The organism is Intrasporangium mesophilum (assembly GCF_054783095.1).
Genome location: NZ_BAAGRF010000013.1, coordinates 220,763 through 247,301 on the forward strand (window position 1 = coordinate 220,763; position 26,539 = coordinate 247,301).

The 26,539-nt window shown below is 69.5% G+C and carries 17 protein-coding genes; 12 read left to right on the forward strand and 5 right to left on the reverse strand.

Annotated elements, in window-relative coordinates; translation table 11 throughout:
* Positions 1-4: 4 nt before the first annotated feature.
* Positions 5-652 carry a nitroreductase family protein gene (locus ACYVLP_RS12485; protein ID WP_460627669.1) on the reverse strand — a complete coding sequence of 216 codons (648 nt, stop codon included), beginning with the start codon at positions 650-652 and terminating at the stop codon, positions 5-7.
* 314 nt (positions 653-966) lie between these two features.
* Here ACYVLP_RS12485 and ACYVLP_RS12490 point away from each other — a divergent pair, with 314 nt between their 5' ends.
* The 3 genes from ACYVLP_RS12490 (at position 967) to ACYVLP_RS12500 (ending at position 5,505) form a co-directional block, all read left to right on the forward strand.
* Positions 967-2,010 carry an ABC transporter substrate-binding protein gene (locus ACYVLP_RS12490; protein ID WP_460627670.1) on the forward strand — a complete coding sequence of 348 codons (1,044 nt, stop codon included), beginning with the start codon at positions 967-969 and terminating at the stop codon, positions 2,008-2,010.
* A gap of 116 nt (positions 2,011-2,126) precedes the next feature.
* Positions 2,127-3,500 (forward strand): MFS transporter, encoded by a 1,374-nt coding sequence (locus ACYVLP_RS12495; protein ID WP_460627671.1) that lies wholly within the window; start codon positions 2,127-2,129, stop codon positions 3,498-3,500.
* A gap of 340 nt (positions 3,501-3,840) precedes the next feature.
* Entirely contained in the window at positions 3,841-5,505 is a 1,665-nt protein-coding gene (locus ACYVLP_RS12500; protein ID WP_460627672.1) for an amidase, read from the forward strand.
* A 1,420-nt stretch (positions 5,506-6,925) separates the two neighbouring features.
* Here the strand turns inward: ACYVLP_RS12500 and ACYVLP_RS12505 are convergent.
* Positions 6,926-7,285 (reverse strand): hypothetical protein, encoded by a 360-nt coding sequence (locus ACYVLP_RS12505; RefSeq protein WP_460627673.1) that lies wholly within the window; start codon positions 7,283-7,285, stop codon positions 6,926-6,928.
* A 117-nt stretch (positions 7,286-7,402) separates the two neighbouring features.
* Entirely contained in the window at positions 7,403-11,746 is a 4,344-nt protein-coding gene (locus ACYVLP_RS12510) for an nSTAND1 domain-containing NTPase (protein ID WP_460627674.1), read from the reverse strand.
* 615 nt (positions 11,747-12,361) lie between these two features.
* Between ACYVLP_RS12510 and ACYVLP_RS12515 the strand changes: the two genes are divergently transcribed.
* Positions 12,362-13,756 carry a GmrSD restriction endonuclease domain-containing protein gene (locus ACYVLP_RS12515; RefSeq protein ID WP_460627675.1) on the forward strand — a complete coding sequence of 465 codons (1,395 nt, stop codon included), beginning with the start codon at positions 12,362-12,364 and terminating at the stop codon, positions 13,754-13,756.
* A 97-nt stretch (positions 13,757-13,853) separates the two neighbouring features.
* Here the strand turns inward: ACYVLP_RS12515 and ACYVLP_RS12520 are convergent, their stop codons facing one another.
* Entirely contained in the window at positions 13,854-14,105 is a 252-nt protein-coding gene (locus ACYVLP_RS12520) for a type II toxin-antitoxin system RelE family toxin (protein ID WP_460627676.1), read from the reverse strand.
* Positions 14,102-14,371 carry a hypothetical protein gene (locus ACYVLP_RS12525; protein WP_460627677.1) on the reverse strand — a complete coding sequence of 90 codons (270 nt, stop codon included), beginning with the start codon at positions 14,369-14,371 and terminating at the stop codon, positions 14,102-14,104. The genes ACYVLP_RS12520 and ACYVLP_RS12525 overlap by 4 nt, the downstream gene beginning before the upstream one ends.
* 396 nt (positions 14,372-14,767) lie before the next feature.
* Between ACYVLP_RS12525 and ACYVLP_RS12530 the strand changes: the two genes are divergently transcribed.
* From ACYVLP_RS12530 to ACYVLP_RS12565, 8 genes are all read left to right on the forward strand, one after another.
* Positions 14,768-15,901: a M24 family metallopeptidase gene (locus ACYVLP_RS12530; protein ID WP_460627678.1), complete on the forward strand. Its 1,134-nt coding sequence runs from the start codon at positions 14,768-14,770 to the stop codon at positions 15,899-15,901.
* 160 nt (positions 15,902-16,061) lie between these two features.
* Positions 16,062-17,525 (forward strand): APC family permease, encoded by a 1,464-nt coding sequence (locus ACYVLP_RS12535; RefSeq protein WP_460627679.1) that lies wholly within the window; start codon positions 16,062-16,064, stop codon positions 17,523-17,525.
* Positions 17,522-17,980, forward strand: coding sequence for a hypothetical protein (locus ACYVLP_RS12540; RefSeq protein ID WP_460627680.1), 459 nt, complete (start codon positions 17,522-17,524; stop codon positions 17,978-17,980). The genes ACYVLP_RS12535 and ACYVLP_RS12540 overlap by 4 nt, the downstream gene beginning before the upstream one ends.
* 3 nt (positions 17,981-17,983) lie before the next feature.
* Positions 17,984-19,330, forward strand: coding sequence for a M20/M25/M40 family metallo-hydrolase (locus ACYVLP_RS12545; RefSeq protein WP_460627681.1), 1,347 nt, complete (start codon positions 17,984-17,986; stop codon positions 19,328-19,330).
* A 21-nt stretch (positions 19,331-19,351) separates the two neighbouring features.
* Positions 19,352-20,707, forward strand: a complete 1,356-nt coding sequence (locus ACYVLP_RS12550; protein ID WP_460627682.1) for a threonine/serine exporter family protein — start codon at positions 19,352-19,354, stop codon at positions 20,705-20,707.
* Between the two features lie 133 nt (positions 20,708-20,840).
* Positions 20,841-22,343, forward strand: coding sequence for an MFS transporter (locus ACYVLP_RS12555; protein ID WP_460627683.1), 1,503 nt, complete (start codon positions 20,841-20,843; stop codon positions 22,341-22,343).
* A 140-nt stretch (positions 22,344-22,483) separates the two neighbouring features.
* Positions 22,484-25,090, forward strand: a complete 2,607-nt coding sequence (locus ACYVLP_RS12560; RefSeq protein ID WP_460627684.1) for an ATP-binding protein — start codon at positions 22,484-22,486, stop codon at positions 25,088-25,090.
* 93 nt (positions 25,091-25,183) lie between these two features.
* Complete coding sequence (locus tag ACYVLP_RS12565) at positions 25,184-26,443, forward strand: MFS transporter (protein ID WP_460627685.1); 1,260 nt, start codon at positions 25,184-25,186, stop codon at positions 26,441-26,443.
* Positions 26,444-26,539: the final 96 nt, after the last annotated feature.

The following is a 26,539-nucleotide window of genomic DNA, read 5'->3' on the forward strand; positions in this document are numbered from 1 at the left end:
GCCGTCACCGGTCCCAGCGGTCGTAGTGGACGATCTCCTCGAGAGGGAGTCGGGCGGCCGGCTTGAAGGTGGTGCCCGTGTAGTGAGCGACGGGCGTCATGCCGACCTGCGTGACCTCGTCGTAGGGGATGCCGAGAATGTCGGCCGCCTCACGCTCGTAGGCCAGGTGGCGAGTGGTGAAGCACGTACCCAGGCCCCGGGCGCGCGCGGCGAGCATGAAGCTCCAGAAAGCTGGCAGCACGGAGCCGTAGAGACTGGCGAGCTCGCGACTGTCCGCGTCTGCCGATCGCTTGCGACGGATCGCCGCCACCACGATCCAAGGCACATGGCCCAGGATCTCCTTGAAGTACTGGCCGGTCGCCAACAGCCGTTCCTGCGCGGGACCGCGGATGTCCCCTGCCTCGTACTCGATCGGCACCTTGCCCGCGTTGTCGTAGGCGCGCCGGTAGACATCGGCGATGGCCGCTCTCTGGCCCGGATCCGAGACGCACACGAAGACGTAGTCCTGGCGGTTGGAGCCGCTCGGAGCCTGCATCGCGATTTCGAGGCATTCCTCCAGCAGATCACGAGGCACCGGTCTGCTGACGTCGAGACGACGTCGTACCGCCCTGGTGGTCCTCAGCACCTCGTCGGCAGATGGTTCACGTGACATGTCTGGCCCCTTTCATCGGGCAGTCCTTTCATCGACCCCGTTGGGGCGCTGTCGCGGTACTGGTACACAGGCGTACTCATAGATATACGTCGGTATCTTGCGAGGGCGGCGCCCCGTGGCTAGCGTAATGGCATGCATCTGTATACGAGCGTATGGTGTCAGCCTGATCTCGTCATGGAGCTCGGGCTTTCGGTCTTCGGGCCGATGCACGCGCGGGCGTCCAGCCCAGCGCTGAAGGGCTGCGTCCGATGAGGACGCGCAGCCTGACACGTGATCCCGGTGGCCGACGTCGACTCGCCGGCAGCCTGGCCGTGGTGAGCGCGACGCTCGCGCTCGCCGGATGTGGCGGCAACGAGGTGCCAGAGAGCACCGGTGGCACGGCGCAGGCCGGTGGCTGGGCGGCGATCGAAGCAGCCGCGAAAAAGGAGGGCGCGGTCGTCTACTACTCGACGGACTCCTCAACCCTCAACAACGCGGTGGTCAAGGCGTTCAACCAGAAGTATCCCGACATCAAGGTCCAGGTGCTCCAAGGCAGCGGCGACCTCGCCGCGAGGGTGTCGACGGAGCAGGAGTCCGGTATCCATGCACAGGATGTGCTGGCCAGCGGTTTCCAGGACCTGCAGTCGAACAAGGACTGGTTCCTCAAGCTCGATCCCTCGGTCATGCCGGTGCTGGCTTCCGAGAAGTGGCCTTCCGCTATGAAGTCCGACACCTGGGTGGCGAACAAGCAGCAGTTCCTGGTCGTGACCTGGAACACTGACAAGGTCAACGGCGACGATCTGAAGACCTGGTCCGACGTGCTCAAGCCCGAGTTCAAGGACCAGGTGGCGATGATCGACGTTCGCGGCTCGGACACGATGTTCTCGTGGGTCGACGCGGTCGCCTCCACGCTGGGCGACGACTTCGTCCGTAAGGTCGCCGCTCAGAACCCGCAGATGGTCAACGGCGGGACGCCGACCGCCCAAGAGGTCGCCAGCGGTGCACATTCCATCGGGTTTCCGCAGTCCGGCATGCTCATCACGGATCTGTCCAACAAGGGCGCCCCGATCGCGTTCAAGGTACTGACCGATCCTGTCGTGCAGTCGATCGGGTTCCTGAGCGTGTTCAAGAACGCGCCCCACCCCAACGCGGCTCTCGTCTTTGCCAACTTCCGCGAGTCACCCGAGGGGATGGCGGCGATGTGCTCGGCCGTGGGCCCGCCCGGACAGACGGGAGTGAAGGCTCCGTTCGACAGGCCCATCCCCCAGTGTCAGGCCGCCCCGGCGGGCAAGATCGTGCAGGGCAGGAAGCTCGTCGCAACCGATCCCGACTACGCCCGCCTTCTCGGCCTGCTCGGAATGAAGCCACAGTCCAACTGAGACAGCGCAGCACCAGCGATTGTTCCGGGGTCGGCAGCTGGGCCCAGGTCCACCCCGGGACGGTCGCGAGCCCGGCAAACGACGCGACGGGATGATGATGACGGAAACGACAGCTAGTGAGGAGGCCGCCCGCCCGACCGGACGGTGCGACGATCGCATCTCAGGACGGGACGGCGCGCACAGGTCGGGTCCCTCCCGTTAGCCGGCGACGGGCAAGCGGCTCGGCCGTTGCGTCGAACGGTCCGTTCCGGGCTCTTCGGCACCGCCGCTTCCTCACCTTCTGGAGCGGCGCCCTGGCCTCGAACACGGGCACCTGGCTGTCGAACCTCACCATCCCCTTCGTGCTGTTCGCGATCACCCGCAGCGCACTGTGGGTCGGGGCGGCGACGGCTCTCCAGTTCCTGCCGACCTTGGTTGCCGCACCGCTGGGAGGGGCGCTAGCCGACCGCTACGACCGCCGGCGGATCCTCATCGTGTCCCAGTCGGTCATGGCCTTGGCCGCCGTCGGCCTGTTCCTCGTGTGGGTCGCGGGGGTGCGCCACCCGCTGGCCATCCTTGCGTGCGTCGCCGTCAGCGGGACCGTGCAGGGGCTGAACATGCCGACCTGGCAGGCCTTCGTCAACGACCTCGTGCCGCGTGAGGACCTGGTCTCGGCCGTCACCTTGAACTCGCTCCAGTTCAACGCAGCTCGCGCGATCGGGCCGGCCCTGGCCGGTGTGGTTCTCGCTGGTCTCGGGCCGGGTTGGGCCTTCCTGCTCAATGCGATCACTTTTGCGTTCGTCATCGTGGCCCTCGTCGCGGTGGGGAAGGGTCCGGAGTCAGCGGGACTCGTCTCGTCGCCACGGGTGGGCGTGGTTCGTGGCTTCGCAGCCGCGGTCGCCTATGTCCGTGCTCAGCCCGGCCTGCAGGTGGCGATCGCCATCTCGCTGATCATCGGCCTCGTCGGCAACCCGATCTTCGGGTTCACCGTGGTCTTCGCCAGCGACGTCTACCAGGTCGGCGCGATCGCCCTCGGCATCATGAACGCCCTGCTCGGGGTTGGTTCTCTGATCGCGGCCCCCTTGGTCGCTGGTCGCCGTTTCAGCCGCGCCCTGCTGGCCGGAGTCGCCGTGCCGCTCTACGGGCTGATGGAGGTGGTGTTCGGCCTCGCTCGCCATGTCATGATCGGCAGTCTGGCTCTTCTTGTCGTGGGTTCGTGCTTCCTGGCGGGGTTCGCGGTCGCCAACACCGCAATGCAGACGATCGTGGCGGATCATCTACGCGCTCGCGTCCTCGCCGTCCGCATCATGCTCGTATCGACGAGCTTCGCGATCGGAGCCGTGGTCCAAGGCTGGATCGCGGACCGGGTCGGTCCACGAGCGACTGTCACTGGTGCCGGCCTGGTCATCCTGGTTTCCGGGCTTGCGTTGGCGGCCTGGAGCCGCGGTGAGCTGATCCGCCGAATCGACGACCCCCATGACGAAGCGCCCCCCGATTTCCGGGTGCCCTGACCCGTGCGTGGGTGTGCATCACTCGGCCGGGCCCGAGCGGGTTGCCAGGATTCGGCTCAATGTGGGCGGTGAGGTCTACCTCGCTCGTTCGCTGGGCACGAGAGAGGGCTGAGTCTGCCGACGAAGATCCCCCCGTTGAGCTCGAGGACCACTTCGCCCTCACGGCCACTCACCTCGAGGACGAGGCATGCCGGCGGTGTTCGAGCTCGTGGCTCGGGCTCGGAACCTGCGAGGTGAGATCGACGAAACCTGTTGCGCTATCGCCTTTAACGGCAGCGCAATCGGGCGTCTCTAGGGTCCGTGACGTCACACTCTTCCACCGATCAGGAGACGTTACTCCATGGACAACACAAGGCGCAGGCGCCGAACCGCCACCGTCGGGATCGCCGCCAGTGCGTTTCTCGCCGCTAGCGTGCTCGGCGTCGCCTCCACCGCCAGCGCGTCGGCCTCACCAGGCGACTCCGCGTTCGGACAGGCGCAGGGCAACGGCTGGGGCAACCTCGCGTTTCCCGACCCCACCACACTCACCCTCACCGAGACGCTGAAGGGGCTGGAGACCGGCAAGTTCACCTCGGTCGACCTGGTAAAGGCCTACCTCGCGCGCATCGAGAAGTTCGAGCCGTACTACAACGCCTTCACACAGATGAACCCCAACGCCCTGGAGGACGCCGCCGCATCCGACGCGCGCCGCAAGAAGGGAAAGGGGGACGTGGGCGCGCTCGACGGTGTGCCGATCGTCATCAAGGACTCGATGGACGTCAAGGGCATGGCAACGACCTCTGGATGGCCACTGACCTCGCCCATCACCGGCGGCATCTCGCTGGTCCCGGAGAAGGATGCACCGGTGGTCGGTCGGCTGCGTGACGCTGGCGCCGTCTTCCTCGGCAAAACCAATCTGCCGATTCTCGCGGGCAGTGGAAACAACGCCAACAACAGCGCCTACGGGCCGACGTACAACGCCCTGAACAAGGCGTGGGCGCCGGGCGGTTCCTCCAGCGGGTCGGCCATGTCGGTGGCGGGCGGCTTCTCCGTCACGGGCCTCGCAGAGGAGACGGGCGGTTCGATCCAGAACCCGGCTTCCGCCGAAAGCCTCTACGCCGTCAAGCCGACCTTCGGCCTGGTGCCCACGACGGGGAACTTTCCACTCGCCGGCGCCTGGCGTGACGTGATCGGTCCGCTCGCGCAGTCACCTGAGGACGCGGCGCTGATGCTCGATGTCATGGCGGGCCCAACCACCGACGACCCGAAGACCGCAGGCGCGATCGTGCCCGATGGTGGCTACACCTCGCAGTTGTCGACTCATGCGCTCGAAGGAAAGCGGATCGGCCTCTTCGGCCCCGGCTGGCGCTCGGGCAGCACGGGGCAGCTGTCGCCGGAGACGGCAAGGCTCTACGCCGACGCCGTTGCAAAGCTGGAGGCGCAGGGCGCGACCGTCGTCGAGGACCCCTTCGCCGGATCTGGCTTCGCCGAGCTGCGGACCGCGAGCCCCTCAACGTCGGGGCTGAACAACCCTGGGATCGAGCAGTACCTCGAGCGGCTCGGCCCGAGCGCGGCGGTCCACTCTGTCGAGGAGCTCAACGACTGGGCGGACACCCACGGCTTCGCGAGTGACACCAGGATCAATGGCATGCTCGCGGGCGCGCATGTGAACCCCGACCTGACCGCCGTCCAGGCCTACCGCGACCAGTACCTGCGCATCTTCAACAAGGTGATGGACGACAACCATCTCGACGCACTGATCTACCCCCAGCAGTACCAGGAGCAGGGCCCGATCTTCGGAGGCACCATCGCCGCTACCACCGTCTCGGAGATCAACTGGGCCCAGCTGCCGGGCGTCGTTGTCCCGGACGGCTCCTACGCCAGCGGCAAGCCGTTCAACCTGATCATCGTCGACAAGCAGTACAGCGAGGCCGAGATGCTCGGATACGCCTACGACTTCGCCCAAGCGTACGGCGGCCGAATCATCAACCACGACCTGAACACGGTCCCCGGACCGACCCAGTAGGTCCTGTCACTCCTCGGGGGCCCGGCCAGGCCACCGGCGAGGTCCTGCGCAAGCTCGCCCTCGACCCCAGCCGCGACTAACAGCCCAGGGAACGACCACGACCCCCACACTCACCACAACACTGAGCCGGACCTACGATCCGTAGGTCCGGCTCATTCCGATGTCCTGAGACATCACATGGTGGCAGGTGAAGGATTCCAACCAATCGCGCGCGTCCAGTCGTGGCCGGCTGCGGGCGGCTGGCGACGAGGGTCTGTGGCGAATTCGTGTCGAAGTTGGGTCTGCAACAGAGTCTGCGCAGGTGAGGGGCACCCAGACGTCAGGCTGTAAGTCCGTCGCGAAAGCTACGAAGCGGCGAATGCGCCGAGCCCCGACTCCTCCCCCAATGCCCGCGATCTTCAGCCATCGACGCTTGCCGTCCTCAAGGCCGCGACCAGCACCTTCCCGGCGCCCCTGACCGGCGGCGACCCTAAGGCCAGGCCGCCGAGTGCGTCCTTCAGGGCGCCCGCCGTCGAGGAGCGCCGGTTCCCGGAACTCATCGACGAGTCGCCAAGACGACCTGCTCCAGGACCGGCGTTTCCCGCCAGGCTGCGTCCGGTCGTCCTTAACGCGACGGTCGTGAGCACCCGACTCTGCTGAATTGAGGATGTTGTGTGCACGCTCTGCCGCATACAGAATCCAGCCCGGGATGGACCTGGTAGCCGAATCCGCCGCGAACATCGCCTACAAGGTCCGGCCGCGGCCGGATCTTGTAGCGGACCCAGTGCCTTTCGCGGACGCCAGTGGCACCACAATCGACCAGATGCTCACTTGTCGGGCCACATCAACGCCACGCACCGCAAAAACCGACCAGTTGGTCGACTGTTGTGCCTCGTCCCGACATGCCGCTCCTCGGGCGAATGCCCGACGCCGTCGTGGAGTCGACCCGACCAGCCGCGTCGAGCATCCCTCCACCTGCTCGGTTATCGAGCGGGTACGTTGGTGCGGCAGGACACTGGAGCATGGCGTGGACATGGCTGTGCCAGGTGATCGGGCATTCGTGGCGCGACGCCCACGGCAAGGAGGGCGAGCGGTACCTCCAATGCAAGCGGTGCGGTCGCATCGATCCCTATCCGTCGTCACGGGTTCTTCGCATGTAACGGAGCCTCGACGAGCAAGCGAAGGACCTCCCCGCCGAGGCCGGCGTGCGGACCCGGCCGTAACCCATGCGCCGGCCAGGCGAAGCATCAAGGCCCTGGTCCGAAGGACCTCCGATACGAACTGTCCGATGTTGATCGAGTCAGCGCACACGGGCGTGGTCCCGGTCATCGGACCAGGACCACGCGGGCGCGGCGCGAAGTCACCTCGGATGGATGGTTCACGTGCCGCGATCACCTCCTTGACTCTCTGACGGGTCGGATCGCACCACCGCGTCGGCTGTTCATCGCGCCGTGCTGTTGTCCGCCGAGCTAGAGCTGCCGGCGCCACCGCGGCCGGCGTTGACGTAGGTGAGGAACCGGTGCTCGACGGCGTTGGCGCTGCCGGCCACGTCAAGGTGGCTGAGGAACCGATGCTCGACGGCGTTGGCGCTGCCGGCGAGGCTGAAGTTGGCGTCAAGGTAGCTGAGAAGCTGGTGCTCGACGGCGGTGGCGCTGTTGGCGACACCGAGCGATACGTGAGGGTAGGCGTGGCCCGAGCTGACGGCCGGCGTGAATGCCGCAACGGACAGCACAGTTGCTGCCGCGACTCCCAGCCTCCGGCTTCGAGGCGAGAGGCTCTGGATCTTGGTGACTGTGTGCATCGAATCCACCTCCTGAGTGGCGCCGGCACGGGCGGCCGGTATTCGCACAGCGTGCGAGGAGGCGGTTGCAGCACGGTTGAAGCCGCGATTTACTGCGGCTTTGACCCTGAATGGGAACTACGTGCACACGTGCTGGTAGGGACGGTCGCCGACGTCGCGCTGCCATTCGGCCGGCGTGATGTCGGCGCCCGCGAGCGCACACGCAGTGCGGACGAGGTCGTCGGGCCTGGCACGAAGGACGAACCAGCGCTGCCCGGCGGTCGGCTTCGAGACGTCCGCAGCGAAACCCACGACGTCGCTGTTCGGGGCGTAGAACGCGAGGATCCCGCTGCTGGCGTCGGCGGCACTGACAGAGAACGGCGCGGCGACCCGCTGCAAGCTCGGCACGTCCCAGAAGCTCATCGACCCGGCGGATCCCGAGGTGACGATGGTGTGGCCGTCGGGCGCGAACATCGCAGTTCGGACAGCCCCGGGCTCGACGGGTCCGGCGCTCGCGACGGCGCCGAGGCTCGCCGAGTCGTACAGGGTCAAGGTGCCGTCGTACGTGCCCACCGCCAGGTACCTCCCATCTGGCGACCACTCGGTCACAGTGGGCCCGCGGTTGTCGCCCATGCTGATCTGCGACAGCGTCTGCCCGGTGCGCGGATCGAGCAGCAGGAGCCGCTGGTTGGGGGGCCGCGTGTCGTTCGGACCCAGGGCATCGGGGCCGTTCTGCGCGTGGGGGCCGGTGTCGATCCCGCCGACCAGCAGCCGTCCTGCCGGGTCGAAGCGCCACGGGTCGGCGAGGATCCGGTCGCCGTCGGGTGGTGCGAAATGCACATGGAAGCTGCGCAGGTACTTCCCGGACGGGAGCGCGAACACGCCGATCTGGGTTGCGTCGAGGGTGCAGTATGCCGTGCGACCATCCGGGGCGATCGCCGCCATGAGATCGAGTGGTATGCCGGCCTGCCGGGGCAGGTCCAGCTCACCGACCCGTGTGTGACGCACCAGGTCCCAGATCTGTATGAGGTTGTGCTGCGTCCCGTCCCCGACCGACAGTAGGCCGATCGTGCCGTCAGCGCTGCCCACGAACTGGTTGATGTACTCGCTGTCCGGCAGGTTCGGCGACCACTGCTCCCAGGTGCCGCTCGACAGGTCCGCCCGATAGAGGTTCAGCTTCGACTCCGGAACGGAGCCCTCCACCGGCGTCATGCCGAGGACGAAGTGGCCGAACGTCTCTCCACGATCGGGCGTGGACATGTCCGGACCCGACTCGGTCAGCAGCCGCGGGGTCGAGCTGATGCTCCAGGACACCAGGTTGCCGTCCAGGCCGACGGTGTAGAGGCCCGCCGGCGTGGTCGTTCCCGTCCAGGCCAGGCCGTATGACGGACCGGAATGTCCGGCCAGCGACTCGACCTGCGCACCGTCGGTGCTGCGGTACACGGCAACTGCGCCGCCGAGCCCCGTCACCGCCAGCTCGGCGCCGTCCGGCGAGAAGCCGAAGATGCCGACGTCCTGGGCCTGAGTCGGGAGTGTCGTCCGTGCGGGGCCCGCGCCGCTCACCCGAACGATGTCTATCCGGCGCCCGTCCGACCTGTCCTGGACTGCCACATGGGACCCGTCCGGCGACATGGCGAAAAGCGGCTCGCTGTCGGCCCCAGGCGGCAGCATCGCTGGAACGTGAGCTATCGGCCGAAGGTCAACCCACCTGCGCACCTCGACCGACCCGTCCGCCCCCCCGACGGCCAACGACGACCGGCCGGCGGCCACGACCTCGGCACCCTGCGGAACAGCGAACTGCCTCGGCTGGGCGGTCCAGTCCCGGGCGTCGAACACGTCGACCACGACGCCACCCGAGACCTTCTGGGACGTGACCTGAACCAACCAACGACCGTCCGCCGACAACGCCGGATCCAGAGCGCCGGCCGTCGTGAGCACCCGTACCCGGCGACCTGTGGCGACGTCCACGATCGAGAGCCGGCCGTTGTCATCCTCGTTTCGATCAGGCCCGTACGTGATGATCTGCCTGCCGTCGGGGGTGAGGCCGGAAATCAGGAAGGCGTGCAAGCTGAACTCTGCGACCTGGTGGCGGGTCGCCGTTTCGATGATGTGGACGTGGCGCCGGTTGTCGAGCACCGCGACGCGGGTGCCGTCGGGCGTTGCCACGACGGCTTGTGGCCGATGGTCGATCTGGAAACGCCACAGCGCCGACTGGTTCCGCTCGACGGCAGACAGCAACGCACCGCGGGAGTCCGGGGAGTCCTCCAGACGGTATGCCGCGGCGGCCAGGAGGCTGGAGGTCGCGATGTCCGGCGCCGCGAGGGACAGCGCCGCCAGCCGGCGGCTGTCCGCCGTGAGCGCCGCGGACTGCGCACTCGCAGCGGACTGGTCGGCGGAGGCGCGCTCATGCAGCGCGACGCCGATGCCGACGGCCGCGAGGACGACCATCGCGGCGAGCCCGACCGCGACCGAGCGCAAGCGACGCCGCCCCCTGGCTTCGCGCTGCACCTGGGCGCGCGCCGCGGTGAGCTCGGCATCGGCTGCCGCCTCGGACGCGTCGAGGAACTCGCTCTCTGCACCGGACACGTCATCCGGGTGTCCAGAGCGCCACTCCAGGGCCGCCTGGAGCCGCGCGCCGCGGTAGAGGTCGGTCGACGGCCGAGCGGCGTCGTGCCACGCCCGCGAGGCGACCTCGAGATGGTCGAGCAGCGCGGCTGCCAGGACCCGCTCCTCCAACCACCCGCGCAGCCGCGGCCAGTGTGCGAGCAGCGCATCGTGGGTGATCTCGACCCGTGCGTCAGTGATCGTCACCAGCCGAGCCGCCGCGAGGGCCGTGAGCACCGTAGTGGTATCGGTGTCGGGTGGCACGTCGGCGCGGCGCATCGGCCTGCGGATCCATGCGTCACCCTCGCGCACGGCGAGCCTGACGAGCAGCTGGCGGGCGTGCGTGCGCTCGGCCTCGTCAAGACGCAGGTAGACCTCCTCGGCCGTGGCCTCCACCGCGGACGCGACCCCGCCGCCGCGCTGGTAGCCCTCGAGCGTGAGCGCGTCTCCGGTCCGGTTCTCCCAGGTCCGGACGAGGGCTGCTGACAGCATCGGCAGCGCTCCAGGTTGCCCGGCGACGTCGTCGAGGACACGCTCGACGAGCGCTTCCTCGACCTGGAGCCCGACCCGCTGCGCGGGCTCGATGACGACTCGACGCAGCTCGTCCTCGCGGAGCGGTCCGACGAGCACTGTCCCGGCCTGGGCATGGCGCGCGAGCCGCTGGAGCTCGGCGAGCCGCCCGTAGAAGTCGCCTCGCAATGCGAGGACCGCGCGGCCGCCGACGGCCACGAACTGCTCGAGCCGATCCGATGCGACCCGCCGCTCCAGAACGGACAACCGAGTGAACAGCTCCTCCGCCTGGTCGAGCACGACGAGATCCAGCTCCGCGGTGAGCACGCCCGCGAGGTCGTCCGCCGGCGTGACCACCGCCGACCGCCACGAAGCCGACCCAGGCAGGGCACCAGCCCGCAATGCCGGCACCAGCCCGGCGCGCAAGGCCGACGACTTGCCCGTGCCGCTGGCACCGACAACGACGACGAGGTGGCTGTCGGCGACACGGCCGACGAGCTCCGCGGTCAACCGCTCGCGCCCGACGAACAGCTCGCTGTCTGCATCGGTGTAGCTGGCCAGACCGCGGTACGGGCAGACGTCGCGCCTCGGTGAAACCAGAACGGGAGCGCGTGGTGGAAGCGTTCCGAGCAGGTCCAGGTCCTGGCGCAGAATCCGCGTCTCCAGCTCACGCAGGCTGGGCCCAGGGTCGATGCCGAGATCTTCGGCGAGCATCGTGCTGGCCCGGCGATAGGCGCCGAGGGCATCTGCCTGCCGGCCGGCGCGATAGAGCGCGACGATCAGCTGCTCCCAGCCGCGCTCTCGATACGGCGCCGCCGCGATCCGCTTCTCGAGGTCGGTGACGAGCTCCCCCGACTGGCCGAGCGCGAGGGCGACGTCGGTGCGGTGTTCCTGGGCGTCCGCGCGCAGCTCGAACAGGCGCAACCGCTCGCCGACCGAGAACGCCGCGTCGGCGAACTCCTCGTACGCCTCGCCACGCCACAGGACCAGTGCGTCATCGAAACCGGCAAGCGCGACCTGCAGCTGTCCCCCGGCCTGCGCCGCAAGCGCGTCGCTCACGCGGCTCTCGAACTCCGTCACGTCGAAGTCGTCCGGGCCGAGGACGAGGCGATAACCGGTCCGCTCGCTGACCAGGATCGTCTCCGACTCTTCGCGGCCGAGGTCGCGTCGCAGCCGGACGACGTGACTCTGTAGCGTCTTGGCCGCGCTACGCGGCGGAGCGACACCCCACACGTCATCGATCAGCACGTCCGGACTGACCGTTCGGCCGGCGCGGCTCAGCAGAGCGGCGAACAGCAGTCGCCGAGCCCATCCCCCGACACTGCCGATCGACCCGTCATCGCGCTGGACGACGAGCGGGCCGAGCACGCCGCACCACACATTTTGGAATATAGCCTTGGCTGCCTTCGGCGACAGCGTGATTGGGAATCCGCACAGGTCGCCATGGGACCCCCTGAAACCGGATTTCGGTTGATTCGGCTGGTCACGCCTTGGGAGTGCGGACTCGGCGACTTCTCACCAGATTGGACCCAGATCGCCTTTTATGCAGATCTATTCAACCCATGGCGTGCGGTCCACTGACGTGCCCTCCGCGATGGCCATTTCGAGCGTCTGGGCGGTGCCTGCGGCATACGCCTTCGCGAGAGCAGGTCGAACGCCGTGGCTGAGACCCGCGCGCCATGGTTTCGGTGCTGAGCGCCAACTCGTGGAGCAACGGCCACGGCACCGATACCTCGCTCGGGCCATCGGCCGGCCGTCCTTCATCGCCAGCGTTCTTTGGCGCGGTCGCCCGTTACCGGGATCACGCCCGTGCAGGGACCTTCGACCCTGACCGATGGCGCATCGTGGCCACAGCATGGGGACGTTACGGGCCCAGGTGCCGATTCGGACAATCTTCCGGAAACCGCCGCGTAGTCTCACCCGGTCTGACTACTCTCCGCAGGTGCCTGACCCACTGCGGCCTCCACACGAGAAGGCGGATCGATGAGCGCACCTGCTCCCCCGGCGGGGTGGTACCCAACGCCCGAGGGCGACCAGCGGTACTGGGACGGGCAGCAGTGGTCTGAACACGTCGCACCCGGCCCGTCGGCCCCGACAGCGCCTGCGGCGGCAGGCACCGGCGGGCAGCCCGCGCGCTCCACGTCCACGGACACCAGACACGACATCGCACGCCCAGGCCTGGCGAGCTGGCTCGGGTGGGGCGGTCTCGGGGTCACCACGCTGCTCGGGGCTGCCAGCTCCGGGGTGAGCGGCGCATTGGTCCTGGCCGGGACGTATGTCCTGGTCGTGGCGATCGTCGCGCTCGCCCGCGGGCACGTGGACTGGGCCCGGCTTCGGGGCCGCGGCGCCGGCGGCGCCGCGGTCGCTGCGGCATTCGCGCTCTTCGCCGTCGCCGCCGCGACCGCGGGCCCGACCGACGTGTCCCCGGTCGCGGTTCCCACCGACTCGTCCTCCGCGCCGCTCACAGCGAGCCCGCAAGCGTCCGACACGCCAACCCCGACCCCGACGACACCGACCCCGACGACACCGACCCCGACGACGCCCTCCCCCACAGCGCCCACCGTCGGCCCCGAGACCGCCGAAAAGGGCACCGCGCTGGCCGCCGTCGCGGACCTCACCGTCAAGGGCCGCGCGCCCAAGACCGGCTACTCGCGAGATCAGTTCGGCCAAGCCTGGTTCGACGCCGACCGCAACGGGTGCGACACCCGCAACGACGTCCTGCGCCGGGACCTGAAGAACTTCACGCTCAAGGCCGGCACCAACGGGTGCCTGGTGCTCAGCGGCACCCTGGTGAGCCCGTACACGGGCAACACCATCCGGTTCGTCCGGGGCCAGGACACGTCCTCGGCCGTCCAGATCGACCACGTGGTCGCGCTGTCCGATGCGTGGCAGAAAGGTGCGCAGAAGCTGAGCCTGTCGAGCCGGACGGCGTTCGCCAACGACCCGCTGAACCTGCTGGCGGTGGACGGGACGACGAACCAGGCCAAGGGCGACGGCGACGCCGCCACCTGGCTGCCGCCGAAGACGAGCAACCGGTGCTCCTACGTGGCGCGGCAGGTCGCGGTCAAGGTCAAGTACGACCTCTGGGTCACCCAGGCCGAGCACGACGCCATGGCGCGCATCCTGCAGACCTGTCCGAACCAGGTGCTGCCGACCTCGAAGGCCATCCCCCTCGGTGGTGGACCCGTCCAGACCGTCACACCCGCCCCCCAGCGCACGACCACGCCACCACCCGCCAAGCCCCCCACGGCGACGGACCCGCGCTTCGCGACGTGCAAGGCCGCCAACGCCGCGGGCTACGGGCCCTACTACCAAGGCAAGGACCCGGAGTACGACTGGTACACCGACCGCGACCATGACGGCATCGTGTGTGAGTAGCCAAGATCGCCGAGGCGTCGCACGCATCGCTCGTACCCTCGGCGTTTCATGAGCGTCCCACCAGCCCGTCTCGCCATCACCACGATCGTGTCGGCCGTCAGCCGGCACGACCCACATGGATGACCACGATCCTGACCACCCGCTCGTCGACCTCGTACAGAACGCGGTAGCGACCGACGCGAAGGCGCAGCCGGTCTGCATTCCCCCACGCAAAGGCGCTCGCCGGGCGCGGGTCGTCCGCCAGCTCATCCACCGCGTCGAACACCGCGGCCAGACCCTTGGGGTCATCGGCCATGAAGACCTGTGCCGCCGCGAACGCCTCGTCGGCCCAGACGAGCTCGTAGGTCAACCCCCCGCGCCCCGCGGCACCGGAGCAAGCCCCAGAGATGACCTGGCCTCGGCCTGCGTGACATACCTGACTTCGCCAAGCTGCCGCCGCAGCTGGTACCGCGCCAGCGCGAGCTCATCCTCCAAGTCCTCGATCCGCCGCACCTGGTCCGTGAGGTAGGCGTGGATCGCCTCGCGCGCGACCTCTTGCTTGCTGCGGTTCTCACTTCGGGCGCGCTCGGTCAGCATCCGGTCATCGGCCTCGCCCAAACGCAGAGTCATCGCCATGCCGTCATGGTATCGACAGATACCACCAGCGGACGCTTCACCAACGACCCGCGCTGACACGCGTCCATCCACGAGGCGACCTACCAAGGCGTGAGCTGGATGACGACGTATGCCGCACCACGTGGCTTTCGCCGCGGAACCTCGTCTCGTAAGCAGCGGGGGTGCCGTCATCACCGCGTTGGGGACAAAGCTCATGACCGACCCGAGCCGCAGTAGTCCGAACATCGCCCCCGGGTGAAGCGGAGACGTGCGCACCGGATCTCCGTCTGGGCGAGCGTGCGAATCGACCACGGTGATGCACTCGACGTCCAGGGGCGGTCCGCGCTCACCCGGTTCGGGTGACCACGTCCAGCCGGTGGTCTTCCTAGCGTGGTGACAGACGCGAAGGAGACCAGAATGAGCGCATCAGGGGGCGCACCCGAGCCGTTCACCACCGAGGACTACCGGGCCCGCGCCGAACGGGTCGTCGAAGCCGCTTCCCAGGTGGGCCTGGATGGCGTCCTCGTCACGCCCGGGCCTGACCTCGTCTGGCTCACGGGGTACCAGCCCACGGCGATCACCGAGCGGCTCACGGTGCTTGTCCTGCATCGCGACCAGGAGCCCACGCTGCTCGTCCCGGCACTCGAGCGGCCGGACGCGGAGGGGGCCGAGGGGGCCATGGGGCTCACGCTCAAGGACTGGGCCGACGCCACCGACCCATATGCCGCGGCGGCAGAGCTGTTGCTCCCAGGCGGCGCATACGGCGTCTCGGACTCCGCGTGGGCGATGCACCTGCTCGGACTGCAGGCGCGGCTGCCGGGGTCGCGGTACCGGTCTGTCACCGACAGCCTGCCGATGATGCGGGCGGTCAAGGACGCCGACGAGCTCGAACGGCTGGCGGCAGCGGGACAGGCCGCCGATGCGGCATACGAGCAGATCGTGACGCGCCGGTTCGCGGGCCGGCGGGAGACCGAGGTCGCGGCGGACCTGGCGGAACTGCTGCGCGAGTTCGGACATGAGCAGGTCGACTTCACCGTTGTCGGGTCGGGCCCGAACGGGGCGAACCCACACCACGAGGCCGGTGACCGGATCATCGAGGTCGGCGACGCGGTGGTGCTCGACTTCGGCGGGCTCAAGTACGGCTATGGCTCGGACACGACCCGCACCGTGTGCGTCGGCGAGCCGACCGAGGAGATCCGGGAGATCCACGAGGTTGTCCGGCAGGCCCAGCAGGCCGGGGTGGACGCGGTCCGGCCGGGCGTGTCCTGCCAGGAGATCGACCGTGCCGCACGGGCGGTCATCACGGAGGCCGGCTACGGCGAGGCGTTCATCCACCGGACCGGGCACGGCATCGGTGTCACGACACATGAGCCGCCCTACATGGTCGAGGGCGAGGAGCGGCTCCTCGTGCCGGGGATGTGCTTCTCCGTGGAACCCGGGATCTATCTCGCGGGGCGGTTCGGTGTGCGCATCGAGGACATCGTCACGGTGACCGAGGACGGTGGGCGCCGCCTCAACAACACCGACCACGGGCTGCACATCGTCGCGTAGGCCGTGGCCAACGGGTCACCCGGGACAGGTGATGTGTCCGATTCCTCGCGGACGAACTATGAACCCGTCGGGGGTGCGCCTCGGCTCCAGGGCATGAGGGGGTCAGTATGCGGCTTGTTCAGGTATCCCTGCGGGCGAGGGCCGGCGGGAGGTGGGCCGGATGAGCACCGCCGACGCCGCGGCCGACCAGCCGGTCCCGGCCGCCTCGACCCGCACACGGGCCAGGGCGGTCCCCTACATCTCGTGGATCGCTCTCGCTCTCATGACCACCAGCTCGGTCGCGAGTCTTCGTGCCGCGCCGACGATGGCCATCTACGGTCTGGCCTGCGTCTTCCTGTACATCGTCCCGGCCATCGTCTTCCTGCTGCCGACCTCGCTGGTCTCGGCGGAGCTGGCGTCGGGCTATGACGGCGGCGTCTACAACTGGGTGGCTCGCGGGATCTCCAAGCCCATGGGCTTCCTCGCGGTGTGGTGCCAGTTCGCGATGACGATCTTCTACTACCCGAGCCTGCTCGGGTTCGTCGCGAGCACCCTGGCGTACGTCATCAACCCCGCCCTCGCCTCGAGCGGGGTCTGGACGGCCCTGGTCATCGTCGTCGTCTACTGGTCGGGCGTGTGGGTCTCGTCCCGGGGCACGAACGGCGTTGCGGGCCTTGCGAGCTGGGGACTGGTCATCGGCACGCTCATCCCGGGCACGCTGCTGGTCGTCCTCGGCATCGTGTTCCTGGGCCAGGGCAACCCGTCCGCCGCGCCGATGACCGCAAGCAACCTGCTCCCGGCGTGGGCGGGCCTGTCCAGCCTCGTGCTCATCGTCAACAACTTCCTGTCCTACTCGGGCATGGAGATGAACGCGGTGCACGTGGGCTCGCTGCGCAACCCAGGTAAGGAGTTCCCCAAGGCAATCTTCCTGGCGATGGGTCTGGTCCTGGCCATCTTCATCCTCCCCGCGCTCGCGATCAGCTGGATCGTGCCTGCCGACCAGCTCTCGCTCACCGCCGGAGTGATGCAGGCCTTCGACGCGGTGTTCGCGAACTTCGGCGCCCAGTGGCTGACTCCGATCCTCGGCATCATGCTCGTTGCCGCCTCGCTCGGTGGCATGCTGACGTGGCTCGCCGGGCCGTCCAAGGGGCTGCTGCTCATCTCGCGGCAGGAGGGGTACCTGCCTCCGTGGCTGCAGAAGCTGAACAAGCAGGGCGTGCAGCAGAACATCCTCGTGGCCCAGGGGCTCGTCACCACGGTCATCGCGCTCGGCTACGCCCTGATCCCGGACGTGTCCAGTGCCTACTGGATCTTCTCCGTCATCACGACGCAGGTCTACCTCATCATGTACCTGCTCATGTTCGTGGCCGCGGTTCGCTTGCGCCGCAACGATCCCGACCACGCTCGCGGCTACCGGGCACCGATGCTGACCGGCTTGTGCGGGGTCGGGTTCGCGGCCTCGCTCGCCGCCCTGCTCATCGGCTTCGTGCCACCGTCGCAGTTCGGCGGCGGCAGCACCGGCGTCTACCTGATCATCGTGGCCGGTGGCGCCCTGGGCCTCGGCCTGCTGGTGCCGTTCCTCTTCTACCGGCTTCGCAAGCCGTCGTGGAAGCTGCCCGAAGCCAAGGAGGTGGCGGCATCATGACCGTCACGGAGCAGCCGACCCACCGCGAGCCGACCCACCGCGAACATCGGACGATGTACATCGTCATCGCCGCTGTCTTCGTGGTGCTTCTGGTCGTCTCGCTGTTCACCCATCGGGCCAAGGAGTCCACCGAGGCGGCCCAGGCGAAGGCGAACCAGCTCATCCTCGCCCTCAAGGCGGCGGGCCTCCCGGCGCCGACCCAGGATCAGGTCGTGACCGTGCTCGGTGACGACGGCGGCGCCGTCTGCGACGACCCGTCGGGGGCGCTGCGCAAGTCGATCTTCCTGGGGCAGCTCATGAACGGCGCCGCGGGCCCGGGGATGCGCCCGGTCATCGCCGACAACCGGGTGGTCAAGGGAGAGCTGGCCATCATCAAGATCTACTGCCCGGACCAGCTGCCGAGCTTCCAGGAGTTCGTCAACGGACTGAACCTCGACAACACCGTGAAGAGCTGAGACATGGAGCTGCGTGACCGGGTGGCCGGTCTGATGGATCAGGCGCGCGCTGACCTCGCCGAGCTCGTCGCGATCCCCTCGGTGGCGGACCCGCGGCAGTACCCGCCGGAGGAGTGCGCCAAGGCAGCGCAGTGGGTTCTGGACGCTTTCGCCGCGGTCGGGTTCGCCGATGCGCGTCTGGCGGAGACGGCCGACGGCAGCCAGGCGGTCGTCGGGTCGCGGCCGTGCGGCGACCCGAACGCTCCGACAGTCCTGCTGTACGCCCACTACGACGTCCAGCCGCCCCTGCACGAACAGGCTTGGCGCACACCGCCGTTCGAGCTCACCGAGGTTGCTGACCGCTGGTGCGGCCGGGGCAGCGCGGACTGCAAGGGCAACATCGTCATGCATCTCACGGCGCTCCGTGCGCTCGGCGCCGACATCCCCGTGAATCTCAAGCTCGTCGTCGAGGGTTCCGAGGAGCAGGGCACTGGAGGGCTCGAGGCATTCGTGCCACCCAACGCCGACCTGCTCCGCGCCGACGCGATTCTCGTGTGCGACACGGGGAACGCGGCGGTCGGCGTCCCGGCGGCCACCGTGAGCCTTCGGGGCATGGTCAACGTCGTCGTCTCGGTCGAGGCGCTCGCATCGGAGGTCCATTCCGGAATGTTCGGCGGGGCCGCCCCGGACGCCCTCGCTGCGCTTGTCGCGATGCTCGGGTCGCTGCGGGACGCTGAAGGCAACACGACCGTCACCGGGCTCGACAACACCGAGACCTGGGCCGGGGAGCCTTATCCCCCAGACCAGTTCCGCGGAGACGCGGGGGTGCTCGAGGGCGCCACGCTGTTGGGGTCCGGAACCGTCTCGGACATGCTGTGGGCACGACCGTCGCTGACGATCCTCGGGATCGACTGCCCGCCCGTCGTGGGATCGGCGGCCGCGATCGCGCCGACCGCACGGGCCCGCCTCAACCTTCGCATCCCGCCAGGAACCAGCCCGGCCACGGCGGAGCGGGCCTTGCGAGAGCAGCTGCTCTCCGCAGCGCCCTGGGGCGTGCATGTGGTCGTCGAGACGGAGGCCACGGGATCGCCCTTCCGGGCCGCAACCGACGGACCGGCCTACCGTGCCATGTCTGGCGCGATGCAGGAGGCCTACGGCAAGCCCATGGCCATGCTGGGCCAGGGTGGGTCGATCCCGCTGTGCAACGTGTTCTCCGAGACCTACCCCGACGCGGAGCTGTTCCTCATGGGCGTGGAGGAGCCCCTCGCCCTCATCCACGCGCCGAACGAGAGCGTCGACCCGACGGAGATCGCGAACATGGCACTCGTTGAGGCGCTCTTCCTCCAGGCGTACGCGACAGCCCGCGGCTGACGGCATACGGCGTCGATCACCGTGGCCGGCAAGGAGGCTCAGCCGCCTGGCAAGCCACACTCCCTCACGGGCCGCATCTGGTCCCGGGTCTCCGACTTCGCCGGCCGGTTGGCGGGCGAGGTCCCTCCGGCCCCCGAGCCGGTACCGGCCCAGCCGCCAGAGGCGGTGCTCGAGCTGTTGTGCGGCCTCGGGATCGCTCTGTCGCGCGCGGGTGAGCCAGCGGACCGGGTCACCCAGATCCTCGACGAGGTCGCGAGGATGTATGCCGCGACGGGAGTCACGTTCTTCGTCGTGCCGACAGGGCTGTTCGTGCGCATCGACCTGGGCGCGTCGAGCCGGGTCGACGTCAGGACCGGAGGCAGCATGCCCATGCGGCTCGACCAGGTGGACGCCCTCTACCGACTCGTCGACGACATCCGGCGTGCCACGGTCGAGGTGGACATCGCCCGCAAGCGTCTCGACGAGCTGCTCACTGCGCCGCCGCGGTTCGGGCCGGTCGTGGCCGTGCTCGGCAGCGGAATCCTGACGTTAGGGCTGGGGCTCATGCTCAACCCGACGGTCGCGGTGATGCCTGTCTTCGTGCTGCTCGGGCTCTTGACCGGGTCGATGCGCTGGTGGGCCGACAAGGAGCCGACGCTCTCGCTCATCCTCCCGGTCGCCACGGCGTTCGTCGTCACCTGGGTGGTGTTCGCCTGGGTGTCCCCGGCGCTCGACACCCCGCCGCTCGAGATCGTCATCCCCGCGCTCGTGACGTTCCTGCCGGGTGCCGCCCTGACGATGGGCACCGTCGAGCTCTCGACCGGGGACATGCTCGCCGGGTCGGCCCGCCTGGTCTTCGGGCTGGAACGGCTGCTCCTGCTGACCTTCGGCATTGCCATGGGAGCCCAGCTGGCCGGCGTACCGACGCCCTCCGGCGACGCCTCCCGCGCGCTGGGCGGGTGGGCGCCGTGGGTGGGCGTGCTCGTCTTCGGCCTCGGCCAGTACCTCGCCTCGTCCGCCCCGCGCCGGACCTTCGGCTGGCTTCTGCTCGTGCTCTACATCGGGTATGCCGTCCAGGTGCTTTCCGGCCGCGCACTGGGATCGCTCGGGGCGAGCTTCGTCGCGGCGGCTGTGGTGCTGCCGGTCTGCTACGCGATCCAGAGCCGAAAGAGCGGGCCTCCTGTGCCGGTGACGTTCCTGCCGACCTTCTGGCTTCTGGTGCCTGGTGCCCTGGGGCTGCAGGGAGTTGCACAGATCGTCGGTGCCGACCAGGCTGCCGGGCTTGGCGACTTCCTCAACGCGCTCATGTCAATCGTCGCGATAGCTGTCGGGGTGCTCGTGGGCTCCGGCATCGCAGAGCGCGTCGGCCGCGCCACCTCGACCTGGCGCGGCATCTAGGAGGGGCACGACGCCCCGCGAAGGCCCAAGCCGCCGCACCCACCTCGGGTGACCACCCGGCGTGACGGGATCGTGACAACTCGCCCGAACCGGGTGAGGCGGCGAGCCACCTCGCCGACCTACCGTCCGTGACATGAGCGATGTCGAAGTCAGGTCACGGACCGGCGGGGTGCTGGCGGCCACGTGCCTCTCGACCCTCGTCGTCAACGCGAACACCTCGGCGGTGAGCATCCTGCTCCCGGCCATCAGCGAGGACACCGGTACCGACGTGACGACCCTGCAGTGGGCCGTCACCGGTTACTCGCTTGTCGGCGCGGCCGTCATCATCACCTCCGGCTCGCTCGGTGACGTCTTCGGGCGCAAGCGTGTCTTCCAGCTCGGGCTGCTGCTGTTCGTCGCGTCCTGCGTGCTCATCGCGTTGTCCACCTCTGGTGGCATGGTCATCGCCGGGCGGTTCATCCAGGGCGCCGCGGGCTCCACGATCCTCGCGTGCGGGCTGAGCCTGCTGTCGGTGGCCAACAGCGGCCAGGCCCAGCTGCGGGCGGTGTCGCTGTGGGGTGCCGCGGCCGCGGTGGGCGCCGCGGCCGGACCGCTGGTCGGCGGGGTGCTCGTCGACATCACCGGGTGGCAGGGGCTCTTCTGGGTCGACGCGGTCATCGGCGCGATCTGCGTCGTGCTGACCTACTTCACGGTCAGCGAGTCGCGCGACCCCAGCCGCTCCCGCTCGATCGACTATGCCGGGACGGTCCTGGTCGCGCTGACCCTCGCGCCACTCATCCTCGCGCTGAGCAAGGGAAGCGACTGGGGCTGGGGGTCGCTCGCGACGATCGGCTGCTTCGTGGTGAGCGTCGTCGCCGGATACCTGTTCGTCGTCGTCGAGCGCCGCGTCGAGGTGCCGCTGCTCGACCTCGCGCTGCTGCGCAACCGGATCCTCGTCGGCGCCACCATCGCGATCCTCATCGGCGCCGGCACGATCAACGGGCTGATGTACCTGCTGAGCCTCTACTTCCAGAACCCCGCCACCCTCGGGTTCAGCCCGCTCCAGGCCGGCCTCGCGACCCTGCCCGCCACGGTCGGCCTCGTCGCCGTGGCGCCGCTCGTGCCGAGGCTCGCCGCACGGTTCGGCGGTCGACAGGTCATCGCGCTCGGGTTCCTGCTCACCGCGGTCGGATTCGCGCTCGTCGGCGTCGTCGACTCCGACTGGAAGTACTCCGCCTTCGTCCTTCCGCTCATCGCCATCGCCGTCGGGATGGGGCTATCGAACGGCCCGGCCTCCTCAGCTTCGACGGCGTGCGTCTCCGCCAACCAGGTCGGCGCCGCATCGGGCGTGTCCAACATGGCCCGCTACGTCGGCGCCGCCGTCGCGACCGCGCTGGCCGCTTCCATCTACGGCTCGGTCAGCGCCAACCAGAGCGCCAAGGGCGCCCAGCCGGCCGACGCGCTGGCCTCCGGGCTGGCCACGGCCTCGTGGGTGATGGCCGGCTTCAGCGTCGCAGGCCTGCTCATGGCGGTCGTCATGGGCCGCCACCGCACCGCAGCGGGCACCCTGCAGGACGCTGCCTCCTCGGCCGCCGCCGTCTCGGTCACCCTGCCGACCTCGGCCACCCCACAGCCCGATTCGGTGCAGCGACACTGAACTTCCGGTGGCCCGGCTGGCAATCCCTGGCAACTGCGCAGTCCTTGCGGCCGCCCTCCGAACCGCAGTGCCGAGGTCCAGATCGGCATGGGCGTTTCCCGCTGCCTTCCTGACTGTGATGCTGGTCGCATGGTGGCGAGATGACCGGGCGGCTCCTGGAACGGAGCGAGGAGCTGCGGATGCTGGCCTCGGCGGTGCGCGCCGCCGACCAGGGACGGGGTTCGGTCGTCCTGGTCTCCGGGGAGGCGGGCGTCGGCAAGACGTCTCTGGTGCGGGCGTTCCAATCCTCGGTTCGCGCGAACACCCGCGTGCTCACCGGATACTGCGACGCCTTGTCGACGCCTCGGGTTCTCGGGCCGATGAAGGATCTCGCGGCGAGCCTGGGCCCTGAGTTCCGCACCGCCGTCCAGGCAGGCGACCGCGACCTCGTGATGTCGGCACTGCTCGCGGCACTGGGCGACGGGCCGACCACGGTCATGGTGGTCGAGGACCTGCACTGGGCCGACGAGGGCACACTCGACGTGCTCCGGTATGTCGCGCGTCGGCTCGCCTCGCTCCACGCGCTCCTGCTCGTGACGTTCCGCGACGACGAGGCGACCCCGGCGGGACTGGGCGCTTTGGCGGCGGCCGCATCCTCGACCGCCATCTCCCTCCACGTGTCGTCCTTGTCGCCGGAGGCGGTCAGCACCCTGTGCGCGGGACACGACGTGGACTCCGACGACGTCTTCGCACTCACCACGGGCAACCCCTACCTGGTGACCGAGATTCTGGCCAGCCGGACGACGACGACCCCGCTGTCCGTCGTGGGGGCGGTGGCCGAGCGCCTGGCTCGCCTGCCCGAGGACACGCGCGCCCTGGTCGAGCTGCTCGCAGTCGTCCCCGGCTCCGTCGAGCCCGCACTCGCGACCGCCCTCGTCGACGGGGCCTGGGAAGCCCTGGCGCCCGGCGAGCAGTCCGGTCTGCTGACCGTCGTCAACGCCGAGGTGAGGTTCCGGCATGAGCTCACCCGCATGGCGGTGCTCCGGGGCGTTCCCGGGGCGCGGCAGACGATCCTCCACCGCAGGGCCCTGGATGCGCTGCTCGGGCTCGGCGACGCGGACCCCGGCCGCCTTGTGCACCATGCCGTGGCGTGCGGTGACATCGCGACCGTCATCGCGGAGGGGCCGCGTGCCGCCCAGGAGGCGGCGGCATCCGGGTCGCACCGGGAGGCGATCGCCCACTTCCGGACGGTGCTCCGGCATGAAGCCCTCATCCCTCCGGAGGACCGCGCCGACCTCTGGGAGGCACTCGGCATCCAGCTGTACCTCTCGGGTGACCCGAGTGGCGTGACGGCGGCCGAGCGCGCCGTCGACCTTCGCCGCGGTGACCCCGACGAGGGGCGTCTGGTCCGAAGCCTGTGCTGGCTGAGCCGGCTCGCGTGGGTCGCCGGCCAGCCGCGGCTCGCACTGCAGTCCGCAGACGAAGCCGTGAGTCGTGCGACCAGCTCCGCCCACCCGGGTACCCAGGCGCTCGCCCTGGCCAACCGCTCCCAGATCGCGATGCTGTATGGCGAGTACCTGCCCGCCATCGAGCTCGGCAGGCAGGCGGTCGCGTACGCCACCGAGGCCGGCGACACCTTGACGATGGCGCGCGCCCTCAACAACGTCGGCGCCAGCTTGATGGTGATCACCGACGGGGGCGAGCCCGAGCTGCGCCGGTCCATCGAGCTCGCGCTCTCGGTCGGGGACGCCGACGCCGCCTGCCGCGGGTACGTCAACCTGGCATGGAGTCTGGTGGGGCGCCACGCGATGGTCGCCGCCGACACCGCTGTCGCCGACGGGCTGGCGCTGGCGGTCGAGGCGGAGCACCAGCTGTACGAGACACACCTGACCGCGATCCGGTCCCGGATCGCGATGGCCGACTGCGACTGGCGGCGTGCCGCGGAGCTCGCCGCGGCCGTCCCGGAGTCCGCACACACGAGTCGCGGAGTCACGCTCGTGGTCGAGGCTCTGCTCGCGGCCCGTACGGCCTCGCCGGGCCACTTCGAGAAGCTGCAGGAGGCGTGGCGGGTGGCCGAGCGTGCGGATGAGCTGCAGCGTCGGGGACCTGTCGCGGCCGCCGCCCTCGAGGTGGCGTTCCTGGCCGGCACGGTTCCCCCGATCACCCGGGCCATCTCGGTCTACCGCGAGGCCGAGCGGCTCGGTGACCGCCGGCTGCAAGCCGAGCTGGCCTACCGCCTGCGCGCGGTTGGCTACCCCCGACCCGACGACGAACTCATCCAGCTGCAGCAGCAGACGGACTCGCCGTTCGCGCAGCAGGCCGCCGGTCGATGGCAGGAGGCCGCGGAAGGCTGGCGCGCGCTCGGACGCCCCTACGAAGAGGCTCAGGCCCTGGCCGAGGCGGGCGACGAGACCACGCGGCTCCGGGCACTGGCAATGCTCGACCAGCTGGGCGCCGTCGGTCTCGGCCGGCGAATCCGCCGACAGCTCCGCGATGAAGGGTCCACGTCCGTGCCCAGGGGGCCCGTGGCCCGCACCCGGGGCAACCCCAGCGGGCTGACCGATCGCCAGCTGGCCGTGCTCGCGCTGGTAGCGGAGGGGCTCACGAACGCGCAGATCGCCGACCGCCTGGTCCTGTCGCGGCGGACCGTCGACACCCACGTCTCCGCCGTGCTGGCCAAGCTCGGCGTCACCTCGCGGCATCGCGCCTCGGAGGCCTTCCGCGCGTTGGCCGACGCGGCTCCCGATCTCGGTACTCCGCCAGCCTGATCTCGGTATCAGGTACCGACGCAAGGGGTGCGGCACCGTCCGTAGAACTGCTTGGTCAGGCGCTGATGCGTGCAGACCAAGGAAGACACCCACATGGACGACCAGCACCGGTCCTTCGTCACCGCGATGGCGATCGACTCCGTGGCGGCCGGCGTGTTCCAGCCAGCCACCATCATCTTCCTGCTCGCGACCACCCATCTCGGCCTGCCCACGATCGGCACGGCGCTGACCGTTGCCGGGCTCCTCGCCCTTCCGATCGGCCTGTGGTCGGGCCGCGTCGTCGACGAGCTGGGACCCAGGCCCGTCCTGATGCTGAGCAACGTCGCCCAGACCGTCGGCGTGGCCGGTTACCTCGTCCTGCACTCCTTCTGGGGCGTGCTGGCCTGCGCCTGGGTCGCCAGCTCCGGACGGAACGTGTTCTTCGGGACCTTCGGGGTCGCCCTGAGCGCCATAGCCGGCCCTGGCGAGCGTGAGCGGTGGTTCGGCCGCATCGGCGGCATCCGTAACCTCGGGCAGGCGGCCGGCGGACTGGTGGCCGGTGCCGCCCTCGCCGTCGGCAGCCACGCGGCATACACGGCCCTCATCGTGCTGACCGCAGCGTCGTTCCTCGGCGCGGTCCCCTTCATGAGGCAGGTTCCCCGCCCCATGCCAGAGGTCGACGCGCCAGCGGTTGCCCAGCAGTCGTGGACGACCGTCTTGCGCGACCGCCCGTACTGGATCGTCGTGGCGCACTGGATGACCTTCGCCTTCTCGGGCTCGGTGCTCACCGTCGCCATCCCCGTATACGCGGCGGTCGTGCTCGGCCTGCCCGGCTGGGTCGCCGGGGCGGCGTTCACCGTGAACACCTTGCTGATCGGCTTCGGCCAGAACGGCGTCGTCCGCCGGCTCGAGGGGCGGGTGCGCAGCCGGGTGATGGCAGCGAGCCACCTCGGGTATGCCGCTGGCTACCTGGTGCTGTTCGGCGCGAGTCTCGCCCACGGGGCCGTCGCGGTCGCGATCGTCATGGTCGGTGTCGCTGTCTACACGTTCGGCGAGACGATCGGCTGGCCGGTCAGCTCCGCGCTGGCGGCCGAGGCCGCGCCGGCCGAGCTTCGCGGCCGTTACCTGGCGCTCTTCCAGCTGTCGGGCAGCAGCGTCGGCGCCGCGGCACCCGTGATCCTGGCGAGCCTGCTCGCTCTCGGAGCGGCCGCGACCTGGCTCCCGCTGCTCGGGGTCTGCGCCGCTGGTTCCGGGCTCGCGGCGCTAGCGGGCCGGCGCGTCCCCGTGGCGGCCTCCAGCATCGGCCGGAGCACCACGCCTCGGGATGAGACCGACCTCGTCCCGGCCGCCAGCCCCGGGAGCCCGGGTGACTGACTGTCCCCTTCGCCGTCTCTGTCGGAGTGGCCGCCGGGTCGTGTCGGCCCCGCGCCTCCGATGCTCGGGCTCCTCGCCTACACCGCCACTGGCGGT

Coding starts and splice junctions, on each gene's coding strand:
- ACYVLP_RS12485 (WP_460627669.1), bottom strand. CDS start 652: ATGTCACGTGAACCATCTGCCGACGAGGTGCTGAGGACCACCAGGGCG.
- ACYVLP_RS12500 (WP_460627672.1), top strand. CDS start 3,841: ATGGACAACACAAGGCGCAGGCGCCGAACCGCCACCGTCGGGATCGCC.
- ACYVLP_RS12505 (WP_460627673.1), bottom strand. CDS start 7,285: ATGCACACAGTCACCAAGATCCAGAGCCTCTCGCCTCGAAGCCGGAGG.
- ACYVLP_RS12515 (WP_460627675.1), top strand. CDS start 12,362: ATGAGCGCACCTGCTCCCCCGGCGGGGTGGTACCCAACGCCCGAGGGC.
- ACYVLP_RS12525 (WP_460627677.1), bottom strand. CDS start 14,371: ATGGCGATGACTCTGCGTTTGGGCGAGGCCGATGACCGGATGCTGACC.
- ACYVLP_RS12530 (WP_460627678.1), top strand. CDS start 14,768: ATGAGCGCATCAGGGGGCGCACCCGAGCCGTTCACCACCGAGGACTAC.
- ACYVLP_RS12535 (WP_460627679.1), top strand. CDS start 16,062: ATGAGCACCGCCGACGCCGCGGCCGACCAGCCGGTCCCGGCCGCCTCG.
- ACYVLP_RS12540 (WP_460627680.1), top strand. CDS start 17,522: ATGACCGTCACGGAGCAGCCGACCCACCGCGAGCCGACCCACCGCGAA.
- ACYVLP_RS12545 (WP_460627681.1), top strand. CDS start 17,984: ATGGAGCTGCGTGACCGGGTGGCCGGTCTGATGGATCAGGCGCGCGCT.
- ACYVLP_RS12555 (WP_460627683.1), top strand. CDS start 20,841: ATGAGCGATGTCGAAGTCAGGTCACGGACCGGCGGGGTGCTGGCGGCC.
- ACYVLP_RS12560 (WP_460627684.1), top strand. CDS start 22,484: ATGACCGGGCGGCTCCTGGAACGGAGCGAGGAGCTGCGGATGCTGGCC.
- ACYVLP_RS12565 (WP_460627685.1), top strand. CDS start 25,184: ATGGACGACCAGCACCGGTCCTTCGTCACCGCGATGGCGATCGACTCC.